Source organism: Bifidobacterium sp. (genome assembly GCF_022640935.1).
Classification (GTDB): domain Bacteria; phylum Actinomycetota; class Actinomycetes; order Actinomycetales; family Bifidobacteriaceae; genus Bifidobacterium.
Map to the genome: position 1 here is coordinate 127,758 of NZ_JALCCV010000003.1, position 14,428 is coordinate 142,185.

Here is a 14,428-nt window from a genome sequence, read left to right on the forward strand (position 1 = left end):
ATATATATCAGTGCATGGCGGTGAAAAGATTCGGCAACGGTCTCGACAGGCAGCTGGGCGCGCCAGTAGGGCGGGGTCGGCCTGTCTGGAGGGAGCGGCAACGTCTGGTGTTGCGCGACGCACCCCTCGGGGTGCTCGACGAGCCGACGAGCACTATCGACGCCCAAACTGAAGCTGAGATCTTCGACGATCTGCGGTGCGCAGCCCTCGTTCGCATCATCATCGTCGCTTTCCCCGCACATCGACGCCGCGCGGCAGGGATCGCAATACGTCGTTGACCGCGGTCGCACGGTCGAGCATGGCACCTGCCCTGAGCCCGACCGCGAAGGCGCACGCTTTTCCCAGTTTTCGCCTCCCGGCACTAAATGGCGCGAAACTGACTCGTAATGTCAATGCCGAGCCCGATGTAACGGCCGATTTCCATAACCGAATGCGGCTAGCCGGCGAATCGCTCTGGCATGCCGCGCGGCGAGGCGCTAGGGTGGTTGGGGCAAAACGATGGGTCGACATAAGGAGAAGCTGGATGAGCGATGCGCAGCCTGACGCGATAGTTGAGGCGCAAACTGGCGTACGATCTGCGTCGATGCGGACCATAGAAGCCGAGTTGTACGAACGCCTGAGCAAGGTGATCGACCCGGAGCTTGGCCGTTCGATCACCGATGTGGGCATGATCGCCGCCATCGAGGCCAAACCTGTCGCTGCCGTTGAGGCTGACGGCCGCCAGGCTTCCGGGGTTTCCGACGATGCGAACGCTGACGATTCGGGCGCTGATGGTGCTGCCGGCAGCGCTGATTCCGCTGATGTTTACGACGTGACGGTAAAAGTCGAGCTGACCGTCAAAGACTGCCCGCTCTCGCAAACCATCACCAATCAGATCAATGGCGCGGTGTCCTCGTATCCTGGCGCCAAGCTCATCCCGCATATCGAGGTGTCGTCGATGAGCCGCGATAAGCTCGCCGATCTGGTGGCCGGACTCAAGGCCGAGCGGCGGCAGAACCCCTTCAACAAGCCGGGCATCACGACCCGCATCTTCGCCATCGCTTCGGGAAAGGGCGGCGTCGGCAAATCCTCGGTCGCCGCGAATCTGGCTGCCACCTTCGCGGCCCTCGGCTACGACACGGCCGCCATCGACGCCGATATCTACGGCTTCTCGCTGCCGAAGCTGTTCGGCGTGCATACGCAGCCGACGAACCTCAACGGCATGCTCATGCCCGTCACCGCGTGGGGCGTCAAAATGATCTCCATCGGCATGTTCGCCGGCTCGGAGCGCGCGATCCTGTGGCGTGGCCCAAGGCTGCAGCGCTCCCTGGAGCAGTTTCTCGCCGACGTGTGGTGGGGCAGCCCTGACGTGCTGCTGCTCGATCTGGCCCCCGGCACCGGGGATATGGCGATTTCTGTAGCGCAGGCGCTGCCCAACGCCGAACTGGTCGTGGTCACCACCCCGCAGCCCAGCGCCTCCGATGTGGCTGTGCGCTCGGGACTGGTAGCGTTGCAGGTACCGATGAAAGTACGCGGGGTCGTGGAGAACATGAGCTACTTCGACCATAATGGCGAACGCCTACGGATTTTCGGCGAGGGCGGGGGCGCGCGCGTCAGCCAGCAGCTGACCAAGGCGCTCGGCGCCGACGTGCCACTGCTCGCCCAGCTGCCGCTGCAGCCCGAAATCCGGGAAACAGGGGAGGCCGGCCGGCCGGCCGTATTGACGCCTGAAGGCGCGTTGGATTCGAGTCCGTTGGCACGGTCCTTTGAAGCCTTGGCAAAGCGGCTTATCGCCTGAGTCGCCTGAGCCAGCACGGCCACCGGATTTTACCCTGATTCGCACCCTGACTAGCCGCCGATCTCCCTTCTGCCGCCACAACGCCGGCGATACTTTGTGAATATCAACGGACGGATGGTTCACGAGGTTGGAGAAATGCGATATGGGCGATGATGCACTTCGCGACGGCATCGGATATGAGGCTGACACGAGGAATGCTGTGGCGGCGGCGGAAGGGCTGGGCAAGAGTTTCGCCTCCGGTGACGCTCCTTCGGCCAGGGTATTCAGCGGTATCTCGTTCAGCAGCGCGATGCCGTCTACACGATGCGTGACGGCAGATTTTCCGCGCCCGAAAAGTGTGGACTATGACATGGGCGTTCAATGATCTGAAAGCCAATAAGGGCATCTGGGCGGAGTCCTTCTTGTGCTGACGGTGACGCAGACGATTCTGTGCGCCATCGGCACGAGCATGGGAATCAACGTTTTTTACCTTGGCGCTCCCGGTAAGACGGGCGCGTACGCCAAGCATCTGGGGTCAAGGCTGAGCTTGGCGTACGCCGCAGCCGCGATCCCGGGCTGCCTGGTGATCCTGCTCTCGCTGCAGGCCTCCATCCGGCAGCGAGAGCAGGAGCCGGCGCTGCTCTCGCTGCTTGGCGGCGCTGCTGATCACGCTGATCGGGGCGGTCGCCAGCTTCCTCATCTCCGCCAACGAGCGCAACCTCGACACGGCCCTCGTCTCCATTCAAACCGCCATCCGCGAATAGCGAAAGCAAGTCGGGGCCGATTCCTATTCGGATCATTCGAATATAAAGCAGCATGTCGTTTGACGGCGTCATCCGATGATATACACTAAGTGAGTACTCACTTACCTAGTGATCGGGAATCGACATGACAACCACGGCTATGCACGGCAGCAAGATCGATGACGCAATCAGATAGCGATAGCAGCAGCTCCGGCATCGACGATGCCGTCGTGACCGTTTCGCATGTCTGCCAGAATTATGGCAGCACCGAAGTGCTGCACGACGTGAGCCTGACGATCGATCGAGGGACAATAGCCGCGCTCATCGGGCCGAGCGGCTCGGGGAAAACCACGCTGGTGAGCGCCATCATGGGGATGCTCGCTCCTCAGTCAGGCTTCGTACAGGTGCTCGGCAGGCGCATGCCCAATCGCAGGCTGCTCGGCAGCATCGGCTATATGGCGCAGAACGACGCCCTGTACACCGACTTGACGGCCTTGGAGAATCTCCGGTTCTTCGGCGCTGTGCTCTCGATGGACAGGCGGACGCTGCGCACAGCGATTGCGCAAGTTGCATCCGTCGTCGGACTCGAGAAGGACCTGCGCACCAAGGTCGGCAATTTCTCTGGCGGCATGAAGCGGAGGCTGTCGCTCGCCATCGCGATGATCAGCGATCCGCCCATCCTGATTCTCGACGAACCGACCGTCGGCATCGACCCCGAACTGCGCCGACAAATCTGGGGAGAATTGCGTCGATTGGCCGGCGCAGGAAGGACGATTCTGCTGACTACGCATGTGATGGAGGACGCGCAGCGGTCAGATCGGCTCATTATGATCCGGCAAGGCATGAATATCGCCGAAGGCACGCCCGACGAGGTCATCAGCCAATTCGGCGCGCCAACGCTCGAAGATGCGTTCATAGCCGCAGGAAAGGGACAAGATGCGCACCATAGCAATCATTAAACGGGTCATGCTCGAAATGCTGCGTGACAAGCGCACGCTGGCGCTCATGCTCGTCGCGCCGCTGCTCATTTTGACGCTGCTGTCCTATCTGTTCCAGGGCGTGGGAAACACCAGTGCCGATCTCGGCGTGCGGTCGGTGGATTCCCGGCTTGTCGCCGCGATCAAATCCGACGATCTCACCGTGCATACGGTGCCCGCGAGCGGCAAGGACACAAGAAAAAGCATTGAACGCACCATCAGGGGCAATGGCTACGCGGGACTGCTCGAGCAGCACGACGGCACGCTGACACTCACGCTGGCGGGCGATGATATCAGCAAGAACATGTTGATCGAGCAACGCTTGCACGCCGCGCAGGCGTCGCTGCAAGCCGAAGCTGCCGCGACGACCATCGCCGCGCAGGCCAAGGCTCTGGCGACGATGCAGCAGCAGCTCGAGAAGCTTACGGCCATGCTTGAGGAATCGAGCATCCGGCCGTCGCAGCCTGTCCCGACCGCGCCTGCGCAGCCCTCATCTTCAGCCTCTCCGGTGCCGTCACCATCCTCGAAAGCCACGCCCGCGGCCATTTCGGTCCACTACCTGTACGGCACCAACGACTCGACGTTCTTCACGAATCTGCTGCCGGCGCTGATGGCATTCGTCGTGTTCTTCTTCGTGTTCATCATCTCCGGCATGGCCCTGCTGCATGAACGCGCCACCGGGACGCTGTACCGTTTGCTCGCCACGCCGATCACATTCCGCGAAATCCTTGGAGGATACCTTGCAGGCTACGGATTATTCGCCGTCATCCAGACCTGCCTGATCATGCTGTTCGCCATTCAGGTGTTCAAGATCCAGATTCTGGGCAGCCTGTGGCTGGTCATGCTCGTCAGCATTCTCACCGCGCTGACGGCGCTCGCTCTTGGCCTGCTGATCTCGGCCTTCGCGAAAACCGAATTCCAGATGATGCAATTCATCCCGGTAGTAATCATTCCCCAGATATTCTTCTCCGGACTTATTCCAGTCGATGCCATGCCGCGTTGGCTGCAGGTGATCGCCCATATCATGCCCTTGTATTGGGGTGCCACGAGCATGAGCGATGTCATAGAGCGAGGGGCCGGATCAGGCGACGTCGCGCCGCATCTTATGGTGCTCGCAGGGTTCTTGATCATGTTCTTCGCACTCAATATGCTGACCATGCGCACACTTCGGCGCTCGGGGACGCGGAGGAAGCTGACCCAGCTGTTTCGTGGATCGATCACATCAGGCGATTCGCGTAGCTCTCGCATGACGGCGGAAAGGTAGGTGGCGATATGACACAGTCGCGTCAGCCGGTCGAGGACGCATTCGCGGCGAGCCTGCACACCGACGATCTGACCGACAAGCAGCGGGCCGTGCTCACGGCATGCCTCACGCTGTTCTCGCACAAAGGGTTCGACGCCACCAGCACCAAAGACATCGCGCAGCTTGCGCACGTTTCCGAAGGAACCGTATACAAGAAATACCGCAGCAAGCAGGGCCTGTTGGATGCGTTGCTCGCTCCGCTGGCCACGGTGGTCGTGCCGCGCCTCGCCAAGGAATTTATGGGCGAGGTCGTTCGGAACGATTCCACAGATTTTCGTGCGTTTCTGGCTTTTATCGTGCACGACCGCATGACTTTCGCCCTCTCCAACCGCCAGCTCATCCGCATCGTGATCAGCAGAGTGCTCAGCAACCCCCAGCTGCTCACCACGGTGCTGAGCCAGTTCTCCGATGCCATTACCGAGACGATCGAGCCGATCCTGAAACGCTACCAGCAGGCGGGCCAGCTCGTCGACTGGCCCGCTACCAAAATCATGCGGACCATAGCTTCCACTGTCTTCGGCACCGTGATGCCCTCCATCCTGTTGGACGCGGCAACCGTCGACATCGATTTCGCCACCGACGAAGTCGTCGATTTTCTCGCTAAAGGTCTGTCGCCAGCCGGGCGTCATTGATTTTCCCTATTTTTTGGGAGCTCATGCCAAAGATTCGTCCACATCTTCCGTGCCTGACATCTATTAAGCAGATTCCTGCGCGAAATCGTTCAATCGGGTCTTTCTCGACTATCGGTACGTATCCGAAAATGGCGGAGTTCCAAGGGTTAGGCGTGCAGATGGATCGGCTCGAACGCGTTGATACTTTTGCAAGTGCCTAATAGACGAAAAAAGTGCTGAGAAGATGAAAATTCTAGCGTGCAGACGTCGCCAGATCGATAGACCACGTTTATTCAGCACTTTTTTCGTCTATTAGGCACTTCAGCAAGTAGACGACGAATCCGGCGTGCAACATCTGGCGAAATGTCGCCGTTCCAAAGGAATGAGCAATATTCGTTTCATCGCATATGAAGGCTTTATCCGCGGGAAAGTGCTGAATAAAAAATGCACGCAGCGTTCACACGCTCGAGAAGACCGTGAAGAAAACCATGGATTCTGACAATCCGTAGCTTCTCGTCCCAAACTGGGGGAGGGAGCATCTGTGGGCTTTCACACGTTTCCCAACTAGGGCCAAAAAGTCGGGGCCAACCTATGGTATCGTGAGATTTCAGAAAGAGATTCCTGATATGCCAAGGGGTCTGGGCCGTGAGCGGAAGGGTTACTTGCCTTGCTTTTGTGATGAATGACGGATGCGCGAGACGGCTGTGCTGCATGCATGGCGTGGTCTCGTAGTGCGTGCGCGTTGAGGCGCATTGCCGCGCTCGTCCCCATCACAATGCTTGCAGACTCAATATCGCTAGAGTTGCGGACATCTGGGATTCTATCTATCGCATACCGTCAACATCGTTGAAGTTTCTTGCAGTGCGTCACATTCCATGATTGGAGCGACCGACTATGGCGCACCCGCAAGTATTGATGCTGAGCGACATCAGCTATGAGTATCCCAGTTCTCCGACCCCGCTGTTCGAACACGTCAGCGCAACGTTCCCGCCCGGATGGACTGCGGTGCTGGGCGATAACGGCATCGGCAAAACCACGCTGATGCAGATCGTGCTGGGGCGCTTGGAACCAGACAAAGGCACTATCGCACCGAAACCGGGCAGCTTGGTCAGTGCATATTGCCCGCAGCGCACCGACGAAGCGCCTGCAAATATCGAAGATTTCGCCATCGACTGGTCGCCTGGAACCTTGCAGATTCGCGAGGCCTTGGGCATCGGCGATGATTGGGCGTATCGCTACGACAGTCTGTCGGGCGGCGAGGCGAAGCGGCTTCAGCTCGCATGCGCGCTTTCGCTGCGTCCTGATCTGCTGATACTCGATGAGCCGACCAACCATGTCGACGAACCCGCGCGTTCGGCGATTGCCGAGGCGATGCATTCTTTCAACGGCATAGGCATCGTGGTGTCGCATGACGTGGATCTGATCGAGGACGCGTGTTCGCGTTGCGCGGCATTCGAACGGCGGCATGTGAATGGCAGCAATGTCACAGCGATTCTTGAATTCGCTGGCGGCTACAGCGATATGACGGCTCAGATCGAACGCCGGGATCGTGCGGCCAGTGATGCCGCGACAGGCGCGGACAGGGAGGCAAAGCGCTTGCGACGCATACGGGCCGAGCGCTTCCGACAAGTGCAGCAGGCCGACGCGATCAAGCGGCATGGAGAGCGAATCGACCCGAAGGATCATGACGCTCGAAACCGTCGAATCGGGGCGAAGGCGCTGAGTCTGGACGCCAATCCCGCACGGCAGTATGCACAGTTAAGTGGGCGGTTGGCAGCTGCCGACGAGCGTGCGGCGAGCATAGCGACTGCGGCGAAACGCTACGACGGCCAGATCTGGTTCGACATCGAGCCCAGCCATCGCAGGGAATTGGCGCATCTGCCTGCAGGGGTTATCCGCTATGGCTCCGATACGGTGATAACCGAACCGAATGCCGACCGGCATATGGCGCTGGCCCAATTGCGCGTTGTTTCGTGGGAATCAACAGGGAAGAATGCCAGGTCGGCGTTGCCGCGGAAAGAGCCGGCGCGGAATCCGCAAAAAAATGCAGGCGGCATAGCCTTCGCAGCAGGAACAGTGGATTCTCCCCGCATGGGCGTGGCGATCCCGATTCTGAGCGTCGGACCGCGCGACCACATCGGCATCGCCGGGCCAAACGGGGGAGGGAAGACCACGGTTGTGCATGCCGTGCTGAGAAGTCTGGAGAACCGGAACAGGATTAACGGCCAGAATGGGGCATCCGGCCAGAACGCCGAAAAGAGTCTGGACGAGGAAACCAGCCGGAGCGGTTCGGACGGGCCGGGCAGACCGAACTCTCCGAATGGACGGCATGGCCAGAATAACCGGAAAGCCTTGAATAGGCAGAACATCCAGAATACACAGAACGCCAACAATGTGGTCGAAGGCAATGAGGTGCCCTACCTCATGCTTGCACAGGACACCACCGACGATGATGCGAAGCGCGCGCTAGCGCAGTTGCACGAATTGCCAGCCGAAGCCAGATCGCAAGTGCTGAGCTCCTATGCCCAGCTGAACGCCGACCCGGACCGGTTGGCTTCCGGCGCATCGCCCTCGCCGGGGGAGTTGCGCAAACTGCTGCTGTGCTTGGGCATCGCGTGCAGCCCGCAGCTCGTCATCATGGATGAGCCGACCAATCACCTCGATCTGCATTCCAAACAGACGCTGGCCGCAGCTCTGCAGATGTATCCGGGCGCTCTGATCGTAGTCTCCCATGAGCGCTAGTTCCTGAAGCAGGTTGCCTCGACGCTCTGGGAGGTCGGCTGACACGGCCGCTATTGCTCACCGTGCCGGACCAGAAGCGCCGCCGCCGCGGTGGCGAGCGTAGTCGTCGGCGAATGCCTGATGGTCACGCAGCTGCAGCAGGCCGCATGGTCCGCCCCACAATGATGGGCACGCTGCAGCCTTCCACGCGAGTCGCCCGCCGCGCCCTGACGATGCCGCCAATGGATCTGGTTACAGAACGGCTGAAAGAAGAGCGCATAGTGACGAATGAGGATCTCGCATCATGCGAGGCCCTCATTCGTCACTATGCGCCTAGAGCAATCACGTTGGGCGCGGAAAATCAACGCATATCAGCGCGTGAAGACGTTGCCGTAGGAATCCTTGCCCTCGATCGCGATCGCATCGGCCTTGCGGGCGATGGCAAGCTCTTCGTTCGTCGGGATTACAGCGACGATGACCTTGCTGTCGGGCGTAGAGATGATGCGCGGCTCTTTCGAGCGCGTGTTGTTCTTCGCATCGTCGAGCTTGACGCCGAAGGGGGCGAGCTTCTCGCACACGGCGCGGCGCACGATCTCGTCGTTCTCGCCGACGCCGGCGGTGAAGGTCAGCACGTCGAGGCCGCCCATCTGCGCGGTGTAGTTGCCGACGTAGCCGACGATGCGGTGGATGTAGACGGCCAGCGCGAGCTTGGCGTCCTCATTGCCCTCCGCGATGAGACGATGGACCTCGCGCATGTCGCCGAAGCCGGTCATGCCCATCATGCCGGAACGCTTGTTGAACAGCGTGTCCAGCTCGTCGACGTTCATATGGGCGTTGCGGATCAGATGGAAGACGACGGCCGGGTCGATATCGCCGGTGCGCCCGCCCATGACCAGGCCTTCGAGCGGAGTGAGGCCCATCGAAGTGTCGATCGGGCGGCCGGAGACCTGTGCCGAAGCCGAAGCGCCGTTGCCGATGTGCAGCACGATCTGCTTGAGGCCTTCGGCAGGCTTGCCAACGATGCCGGGAACCACGGAGCCGATGTACTCGTGCGAAGTGCCGTGCGCGCCATAGCGACGAATATGGTACTTCTCGGCGATGTCCTTGTTCAGCGCGTAGGTGCTGGCTTCCTTGGGCAGCTGGAAGAAGAAGGAGGAATCGAAGACGAAGACCTGCGGCACATCAGGCAGCAAGGCGGTCATGACTTCGGCGCCGATTGCCTCGGGACCGTTGTGCAGCGGGGCGAGCACGGCGAGATCCTTGACCTTGCCGATGGTCTTGGTGTTGACCAGCGCCGGCTTGGGGAAAACCGATCCGCCTTGAACCACGCGATGGCCGACGGCGACGATGCCCGCCTCCTCCAGCTTGGGACCGAACTCGCCGAAGAGCTCGAGGACACGCTTCAGACCCTGCTCATGATCATGAATGGGCTCTTCCAGCTCGTGCTTCTCGCCGTTGAACTCATGCTTGTAATGACCGTCGATCGGTTCGCCGATTTTCTCGACCAGACCGGAGGCCAGGCCTTCGCCAGTCTCCAGATCCACCAGCTGATATTTGATCGAGCTGGAACCGGAATTGATGACAAGGACGGTTTTCGCCATTGTGGGCTTCCTCCATGTTGAATTGAATTGCATACGATCCGCGCGAGGATGCACGGCTGCCAAACCCCAAGAGTACTCGCCAGCGGCTACAACCGATTGAGTTTTGCCTGGTTGCCGAGTGCCTCACCGCAGCATTATCATCACTGCATTCCTCACCGCTGGGCTTCCACCGCGGTAAGCGCCACCGTGTTGACGATATCCTCGACCAAGGCGCCGCGTGATAGATCGTTGACTGGTCTGTTCAGTCCCTGCAGCACCGGCCCGATGGCGATCGCGCCTGAAGTGCGTTGCACCGCCTTGTAAGCGATGTTGCCGGCTGCCAAACTGGGGAAGACAAAGACGTTGACATGCCCGGCGACTTCGTTGCCCTTCGCTTTCGCCACCGCCACAGTAGGGGACCAGGCGGCGTCGAACTGGATGGAGCCGACGACCGGAAGCCCGGGGGCCTTTTCTTTGACGATGGCCGTGGCCTGCTCGACCAGATCGACGTCCGGGCCCTTGCCCGAGCCGAGCGTCGAATAGCACAGCATGCCTACCTTGGGGTCGATGCCGAAGGCCTTGGCTGTCGCGGCCGACTGGATGGCGATGTCGGCCAGCTGCTCGGCGCTCGGATTGAGGTTGATCGCGCAATCGGCGAACAGCGCGACATGGTCCTTGAAGCACATGAGGAAGGCGCCGGAAACCAGCGAGGCGCCGGGCTTAGTCTTGATGACCTGCAGCGCCGGGCGCACGGTGTTGGCAGTGGAGTTGATCGAGCCCGAGACCAAGCCGTCCGCCTTGCCGAGCACGACGAGCATCGTGCCGAAGTAGCTCGCATCGCCCAGCTGCTTGCGCGCCTGTTCCTCGGTCATGCCCTTCTTGGCGCGCAACTCGCACAGTTTGGCGACCATCGGCCCCAGCACCGTCTCATCGTCCATGGCCTGATAGGCGGCCTTGCCCAGCGAATTGAGCCCTAGCTCCTTGCCGCGGGAGAGGATTGCGCCTTTATCGCCCACGATGATGAGGTCGACGATATCTCGTTTCAACAAATAGTCGGCTGCCTCGAGAATGCGATCCTCCGAGCCTTCGGGCAATACGATGGTCTTCTTGGCCGATTTGGCCTTGGCGAGCAGTTCGTTCTGGAACGCATATGGTGTAATCGGCGCAGCGAAAGGCTCGTCCAATGCGCGGAGGAGTTCTTCTTCCGGCACATTGCTGCGGAAGATGGCCTCGACCTTGGCTGCAGCATCCGGATCGGAGTCGCTCGGGAAATCCATTTTCGGCAAGGTCCACACCGGCACGGGGGAGTCGGCCAGGGCCTCTTTGGCTTCTGCGGCTTTGTCGCCGGTGCAGCCGGTCACGAATACGCCGACGACCTTGGATCCAGCCTGCTCGATAGTCGCTGCGCAGGCTTCAACCGTTTGCTTGACCTGCTTTCCATTGCGCGAAATCGTGCAGACCGCCAGAAACACAGGGGCTTTGAGGTCAGCTGAAATCATGGCGTTAAATACAAAGTTTTCGGGGTCATAGACCGCTGATTTGTCGGAACCGATAATGACCATGCGTTCTGCCTGCGCAGCCTGTACGGCATGCTGGTATGCTGCCACGATATCGCCGCGCGCCCCGGCCTTGTCTTTGCGTGCGTGGCACGGGCACGCAGCGCGCACCTCGTCAAGGTTCTGGTCAGCGTTTGCAGCATCGAGCAGAACCGGGGTAAAGGTCTCTTTCCTGCATGCTACCGGCCGGAATACGCCGGTGCGATAGTTTGAGGCGAGAACCTTGAGTACGCCATAGGCCGCGACATTACGACCGTTGGCCCCTTCAGGGCTGGCGATATAGATGGCAGTGGTGGTCACGATGAAACGCTCCTTTGCGCATCGAAACGATGCGTCATGGTATCGATGTCTTTGTCGATTGTTCAGGCCTGTTTACGCAGGCCGCATATTTATTGTAGATGCAGGCGAGGCATCGGCGTTTCGCCCGTGTACATGGGAATATGCGTGGGAACTTGATCTATAAGTGAGATATGCGCTGACAAACTCAGCGGGAAAATGCAAACCGCACGGCGAAGCATGAGCGGCTGACGAGGCCAAATACTATGCCCTGAGGCACGGCAACCTTGGTCACGGCAATGTGCGAGCATACGCAGCAGCGAAAGATATGGCGAGGGAGGGACACCAAGTCTGCCTGGTGCCCCTCCCTCGCCATTGCGGTATCAACGCCGTTATAGCGCCAACATCGTTACCTTGTCAGCGTTTGGTTTTTGCAAACGCATCGCAAGATTACTCGTTGTCGCCTGCGGTGGCAGCGGTCGCGGTGACCGCGCCAGCCTTCTCGGTCTTGACGCCCGACCACACCCAGTCGGTGTAATCCGGGTGGTCATAGCCCTTGTCGACCGCGAACTGGAAGGCTTCGTCACGGAAGGCCTCCAGTTTGTCGATATCGGCGGCGAACTTGTCGGCGTCCACCATGCGCAGCGCCTCGGCGGTGAGCTCATAGCGGTCGATGTCGTTGACGCGCACCATGTCGTAAGGCGTGGTGGTCGAGCCCTGTTCCTTGTAGCCGTGAACGTTGAAATTGTCGTGGTTCGGGCGATCGTAGATCAGGCCGCGCACGTCATGCGCATAGGAGTGGTAGGCGAACAACACCGGCTTGTCGGCGGTGAACAGATCAGCGAACTCCTCGTCGGAGAGGGCCTCGTTATTCTCCTTGGCGGACTGCAGCTTGAGCAGATCCACCACGTTGACAACCTTGTACTTGATGCCGAAAGCGCTGAGCTTGTCGGCTGCTGCCATCAGTTCCTGGGTCGGGACATCACCCGCGGCGGCGAGAACAACCTGCACCTCGTCGTTGCTTTCGACGTTCGACGCCCACTTCCACTCGGCAGCGCCCTTTTCGAGCTCCGCACGGGCTTCATCGAGGGACAGCCAGGTAGCCGCCGGCTGCTTGCCGGCGATAATCGCGTTGATCTGATTGGTCGACTTGAACACTCGTTCGCCGACGGCCAGCAGCATGTTGGCATCGACCGGGAAGTAGATGTTCACGACGTGGTCGTTGTTGAAGGTCTTGTTCAGCAGCAGCGAGGTCACGCCCGGATCCTGATGCGAGAAGCCGTTGTGATCCTGGCGCCACACGTGCGAGGAGACCAGCAGGTTCATCGAGGAGATAGGCTTGCGCCATGGGATCTCGCGCACAGTGGCCTCAAGCCACTTCGCATGCTGATTGAGCATGGAGTCGATCACGTGCACGAAGGACTCGTAGGAGCTCCAGATGCCGTGGCGGCCGGTGAGCAGATAGCCCTCGAGGAAGCCTTCCATCTGATGCTCGGAAAGCTGCTCGGTGACCTGGCCGGTGACGGCCATGTGCTCGTCGACCTGAGCCGAGAGATAGCCGGCGTCCCACTGCTTGTTCGTCACCTCATATGCGGCCTGCAGACGGTTCGACGCGGTTTCGTCCGGTCCGAAGATACGGAAGGAATCCGGATTGAGCCTGATGATGTCGCGGGTGTACAGGCCGAGGCGACGGGTCGCCTCGAGCTGGCCCCAGCCGTGGCCGTACTCCTGGACTTCCTTGACCTCGTAGTCCTCGAGCTTGGGCAGCTTGAGATCCTCGCGGATACGGCCGCCGTTGGCGTTCGGGTTCTCGCCGATGCGCAGCTCGCCTTCAGGCATGAAGGAGGTGACATCGTCCCTGAGCGCGCCGCTCTCGTCGAAGAGCTCTTCGGGCTTGTAGGTCTCCAGCCAGTTCTTGAGAACTTCGAAGTGCGCTTCGGTGTCGCGGGCGGAAGCCAGCGGAACCTGATGGGCGCGCCAGGAACCCTCGGTCTTCTTGCCGTCGATGAACTTCGGGCAGGTCCAGCCCTTGGGGGTGCGGAAGATGATCATCGGGTAGAATGGGCGGGTCATGTCATCGGTCTGGGCCGCGGCCTTGATGTCGCAGATCTCGTCGAAGACGGACTCGAACAGGTCGGCGAAGCGACGGTGGATCGACTGGTGGCTCTCATCGTCGAAGCCGGCGACGAACTCGTAGGGCTCGTAGCCCATGCCGTGGAAGAAGTCGTGCAGCTCTTCGTCGGAGATGCGCGAAAGGATGGAGGGGTTGGCGATCTTGTAGCCATTGAGGTGCAGGATCGGCAGCACGATTCCATCGGTGCGCGGATTGACGAGCTTGTTGGATTGCCAGCCGGTGGCAAGCGGGCCGGTCTCGGCTTCGCCGTCGCCGACGATGGCCGGCACGAACAAGCTCGGGTTGTTCATGATGGCGCCATAGGCATGGCTCAGTGCGTAGCCCAGCTCGCCGCCCTCATGGATCGAGCCCGGGGTCTCGGGCGCGAAGTGGGAGGGGATGCCGCCGGGATAGGAGAACTGGCGGAAGAACTTCTGCAGTCCGGCCTCGTCCTTCGTAATGTTCGGGAAATACTCGGTGTAGGTGCCGTCGATATAGGACTGCGCAGTGCCCGCAGGGCCGCCGTGGCCTGGTCCCATGATGATCACCGTGTTCTGCTGATGATCGGCGATGAGACGGTTGATGTGGCCGATGAGGAAGTTCAGGCCCGGGGTGGTTCCCCAATGACCCACCAGACGGTGCTTCACGTCTTCACGCGTGAAAGGCTCCTTCATCAAGGGATTGCTACGAAGATAAATCTGGCCGATGGACAGATAGTTGGCAGCGCGCCAATACTTGTCCACGCCTTCGAGGGCGTCCTCGGAAACCGGAGCGTCAAGCTTCTTCCAAGGG

11 protein-coding genes are annotated in these 14,428 nt (G+C 60.3%); 7 read left to right on the plus strand and 4 right to left on the minus strand.

The annotated features are described in order from the left end of the window. Window positions 1-14: 14 nt before the first annotated feature. From LKG04_RS02150 to LKG04_RS02160, 3 genes are all read left to right on the plus strand, one after another. Complete coding sequence (locus LKG04_RS02150; RefSeq protein WP_291758997.1) at window positions 15-278, plus strand: hypothetical protein; 264 nt, start codon at window positions 15-17, stop codon at window positions 276-278. Window positions 279-583: 305 nt separating this feature from the next. Continuing rightward, on the plus strand, window positions 584-1,777 hold the full coding sequence (locus tag LKG04_RS02155) for a P-loop NTPase (RefSeq protein ID WP_291759347.1): 1,194 nt from the start codon (window positions 584-586) through the stop codon (window positions 1,775-1,777). A 142-nt stretch (window positions 1,778-1,919) separates the two neighbouring features. After that, window positions 1,920-2,141 carry a hypothetical protein gene (locus tag LKG04_RS02160; RefSeq protein WP_291758994.1) on the plus strand — a complete coding sequence of 74 codons (222 nt, stop codon included), beginning with the start codon at window positions 1,920-1,922 and terminating at the stop codon, window positions 2,139-2,141. 150 nt (window positions 2,142-2,291) lie between these two features. On the opposite strand, the gene LKG04_RS02165 is transcribed toward LKG04_RS02160, so the two are convergent. Continuing rightward, a complete protein-coding gene (locus LKG04_RS02165; RefSeq protein WP_291763195.1) occupies window positions 2,292-2,498 on the minus strand; it encodes a hypothetical protein in 207 nt (68 codons plus the stop codon). Between the two features lie 180 nt (window positions 2,499-2,678). On the opposite strand from LKG04_RS02165, the gene LKG04_RS02170 reads away from it, so the two are divergent. The 4 genes from LKG04_RS02170 to LKG04_RS02185 all read left to right on the plus strand — a co-directional run bounded on the left by LKG04_RS02170 (window position 2,679) and on the right by LKG04_RS02185 (window position 8,132). Then, window positions 2,679-3,458, plus strand: coding sequence for an ABC transporter ATP-binding protein (locus LKG04_RS02170; protein WP_291758993.1), 780 nt, complete (start codon window positions 2,679-2,681; stop codon window positions 3,456-3,458). Further along, entirely contained in the window at window positions 3,436-4,740 is a 1,305-nt protein-coding gene (locus LKG04_RS02175) for an ABC transporter permease (RefSeq protein ID WP_291758991.1), read from the plus strand. The genes LKG04_RS02170 and LKG04_RS02175 overlap by 23 nt, the downstream gene beginning before the upstream one ends. 8 nt (window positions 4,741-4,748) lie before the next feature. Beyond that, complete coding sequence (locus LKG04_RS02180; RefSeq protein ID WP_291758989.1) at window positions 4,749-5,411, plus strand: TetR/AcrR family transcriptional regulator; 663 nt, start codon at window positions 4,749-4,751, stop codon at window positions 5,409-5,411. An 873-nt stretch (window positions 5,412-6,284) separates the two neighbouring features. Then, window positions 6,285-8,132, plus strand: coding sequence for an ATP-binding cassette domain-containing protein (locus LKG04_RS02185; RefSeq protein ID WP_291758988.1), 1,848 nt, complete (start codon window positions 6,285-6,287; stop codon window positions 8,130-8,132). 350 nt (window positions 8,133-8,482) lie between these two features. Here the strand turns inward: LKG04_RS02185 and LKG04_RS02190 are convergent, their stop codons facing one another. From LKG04_RS02190 to LKG04_RS02200, 3 genes are all read right to left on the minus strand, one after another. Next, complete coding sequence (locus tag LKG04_RS02190) at window positions 8,483-9,712, minus strand: acetate/propionate family kinase (RefSeq protein WP_291758986.1); 1,230 nt, start codon at window positions 9,710-9,712, stop codon at window positions 8,483-8,485. Between the two features lie 152 nt (window positions 9,713-9,864). Beyond that, complete coding sequence (gene pta, locus LKG04_RS02195; protein WP_291758983.1) at window positions 9,865-11,547, minus strand: phosphate acetyltransferase; 1,683 nt, start codon at window positions 11,545-11,547, stop codon at window positions 9,865-9,867. Window positions 11,548-11,973: 426 nt separating this feature from the next. Beyond that, window positions 11,974-14,428 (minus strand): phosphoketolase (locus LKG04_RS02200; RefSeq protein ID WP_291763198.1); only part of this gene is annotated, 2,455 nt, incomplete at its 5' end.

Bases quoted from the DNA above. Each gene is read 5' to 3' on its own strand.
- LKG04_RS02150 (WP_291758997.1), top strand. From the start codon at position 15: ATGGCGGTGAAAAGATTCGGCAACGGTCTCGACAGGCAGCTGGGCGCG.
- LKG04_RS02155 (WP_291759347.1), top strand. From the start codon at position 584: ATGCGGACCATAGAAGCCGAGTTGTACGAACGCCTGAGCAAGGTGATC.
- LKG04_RS02160 (WP_291758994.1), top strand. From the start codon at position 1,920: ATGGGCGATGATGCACTTCGCGACGGCATCGGATATGAGGCTGACACG.
- LKG04_RS02165 (WP_291763195.1), bottom strand. From the start codon at position 2,498: ATGGAGACGAGGGCCGTGTCGAGGTTGCGCTCGTTGGCGGAGATGAGG.
- LKG04_RS02170 (WP_291758993.1), top strand. From the start codon at position 2,679: ATGACGCAATCAGATAGCGATAGCAGCAGCTCCGGCATCGACGATGCC.
- LKG04_RS02175 (WP_291758991.1), top strand. From the start codon at position 3,436: ATGCGCACCATAGCAATCATTAAACGGGTCATGCTCGAAATGCTGCGT.
- LKG04_RS02180 (WP_291758989.1), top strand. From the start codon at position 4,749: ATGACACAGTCGCGTCAGCCGGTCGAGGACGCATTCGCGGCGAGCCTG.
- LKG04_RS02185 (WP_291758988.1), top strand. From the start codon at position 6,285: ATGGCGCACCCGCAAGTATTGATGCTGAGCGACATCAGCTATGAGTAT.
- LKG04_RS02190 (WP_291758986.1), bottom strand. From the start codon at position 9,712: ATGGCGAAAACCGTCCTTGTCATCAATTCCGGTTCCAGCTCGATCAAA.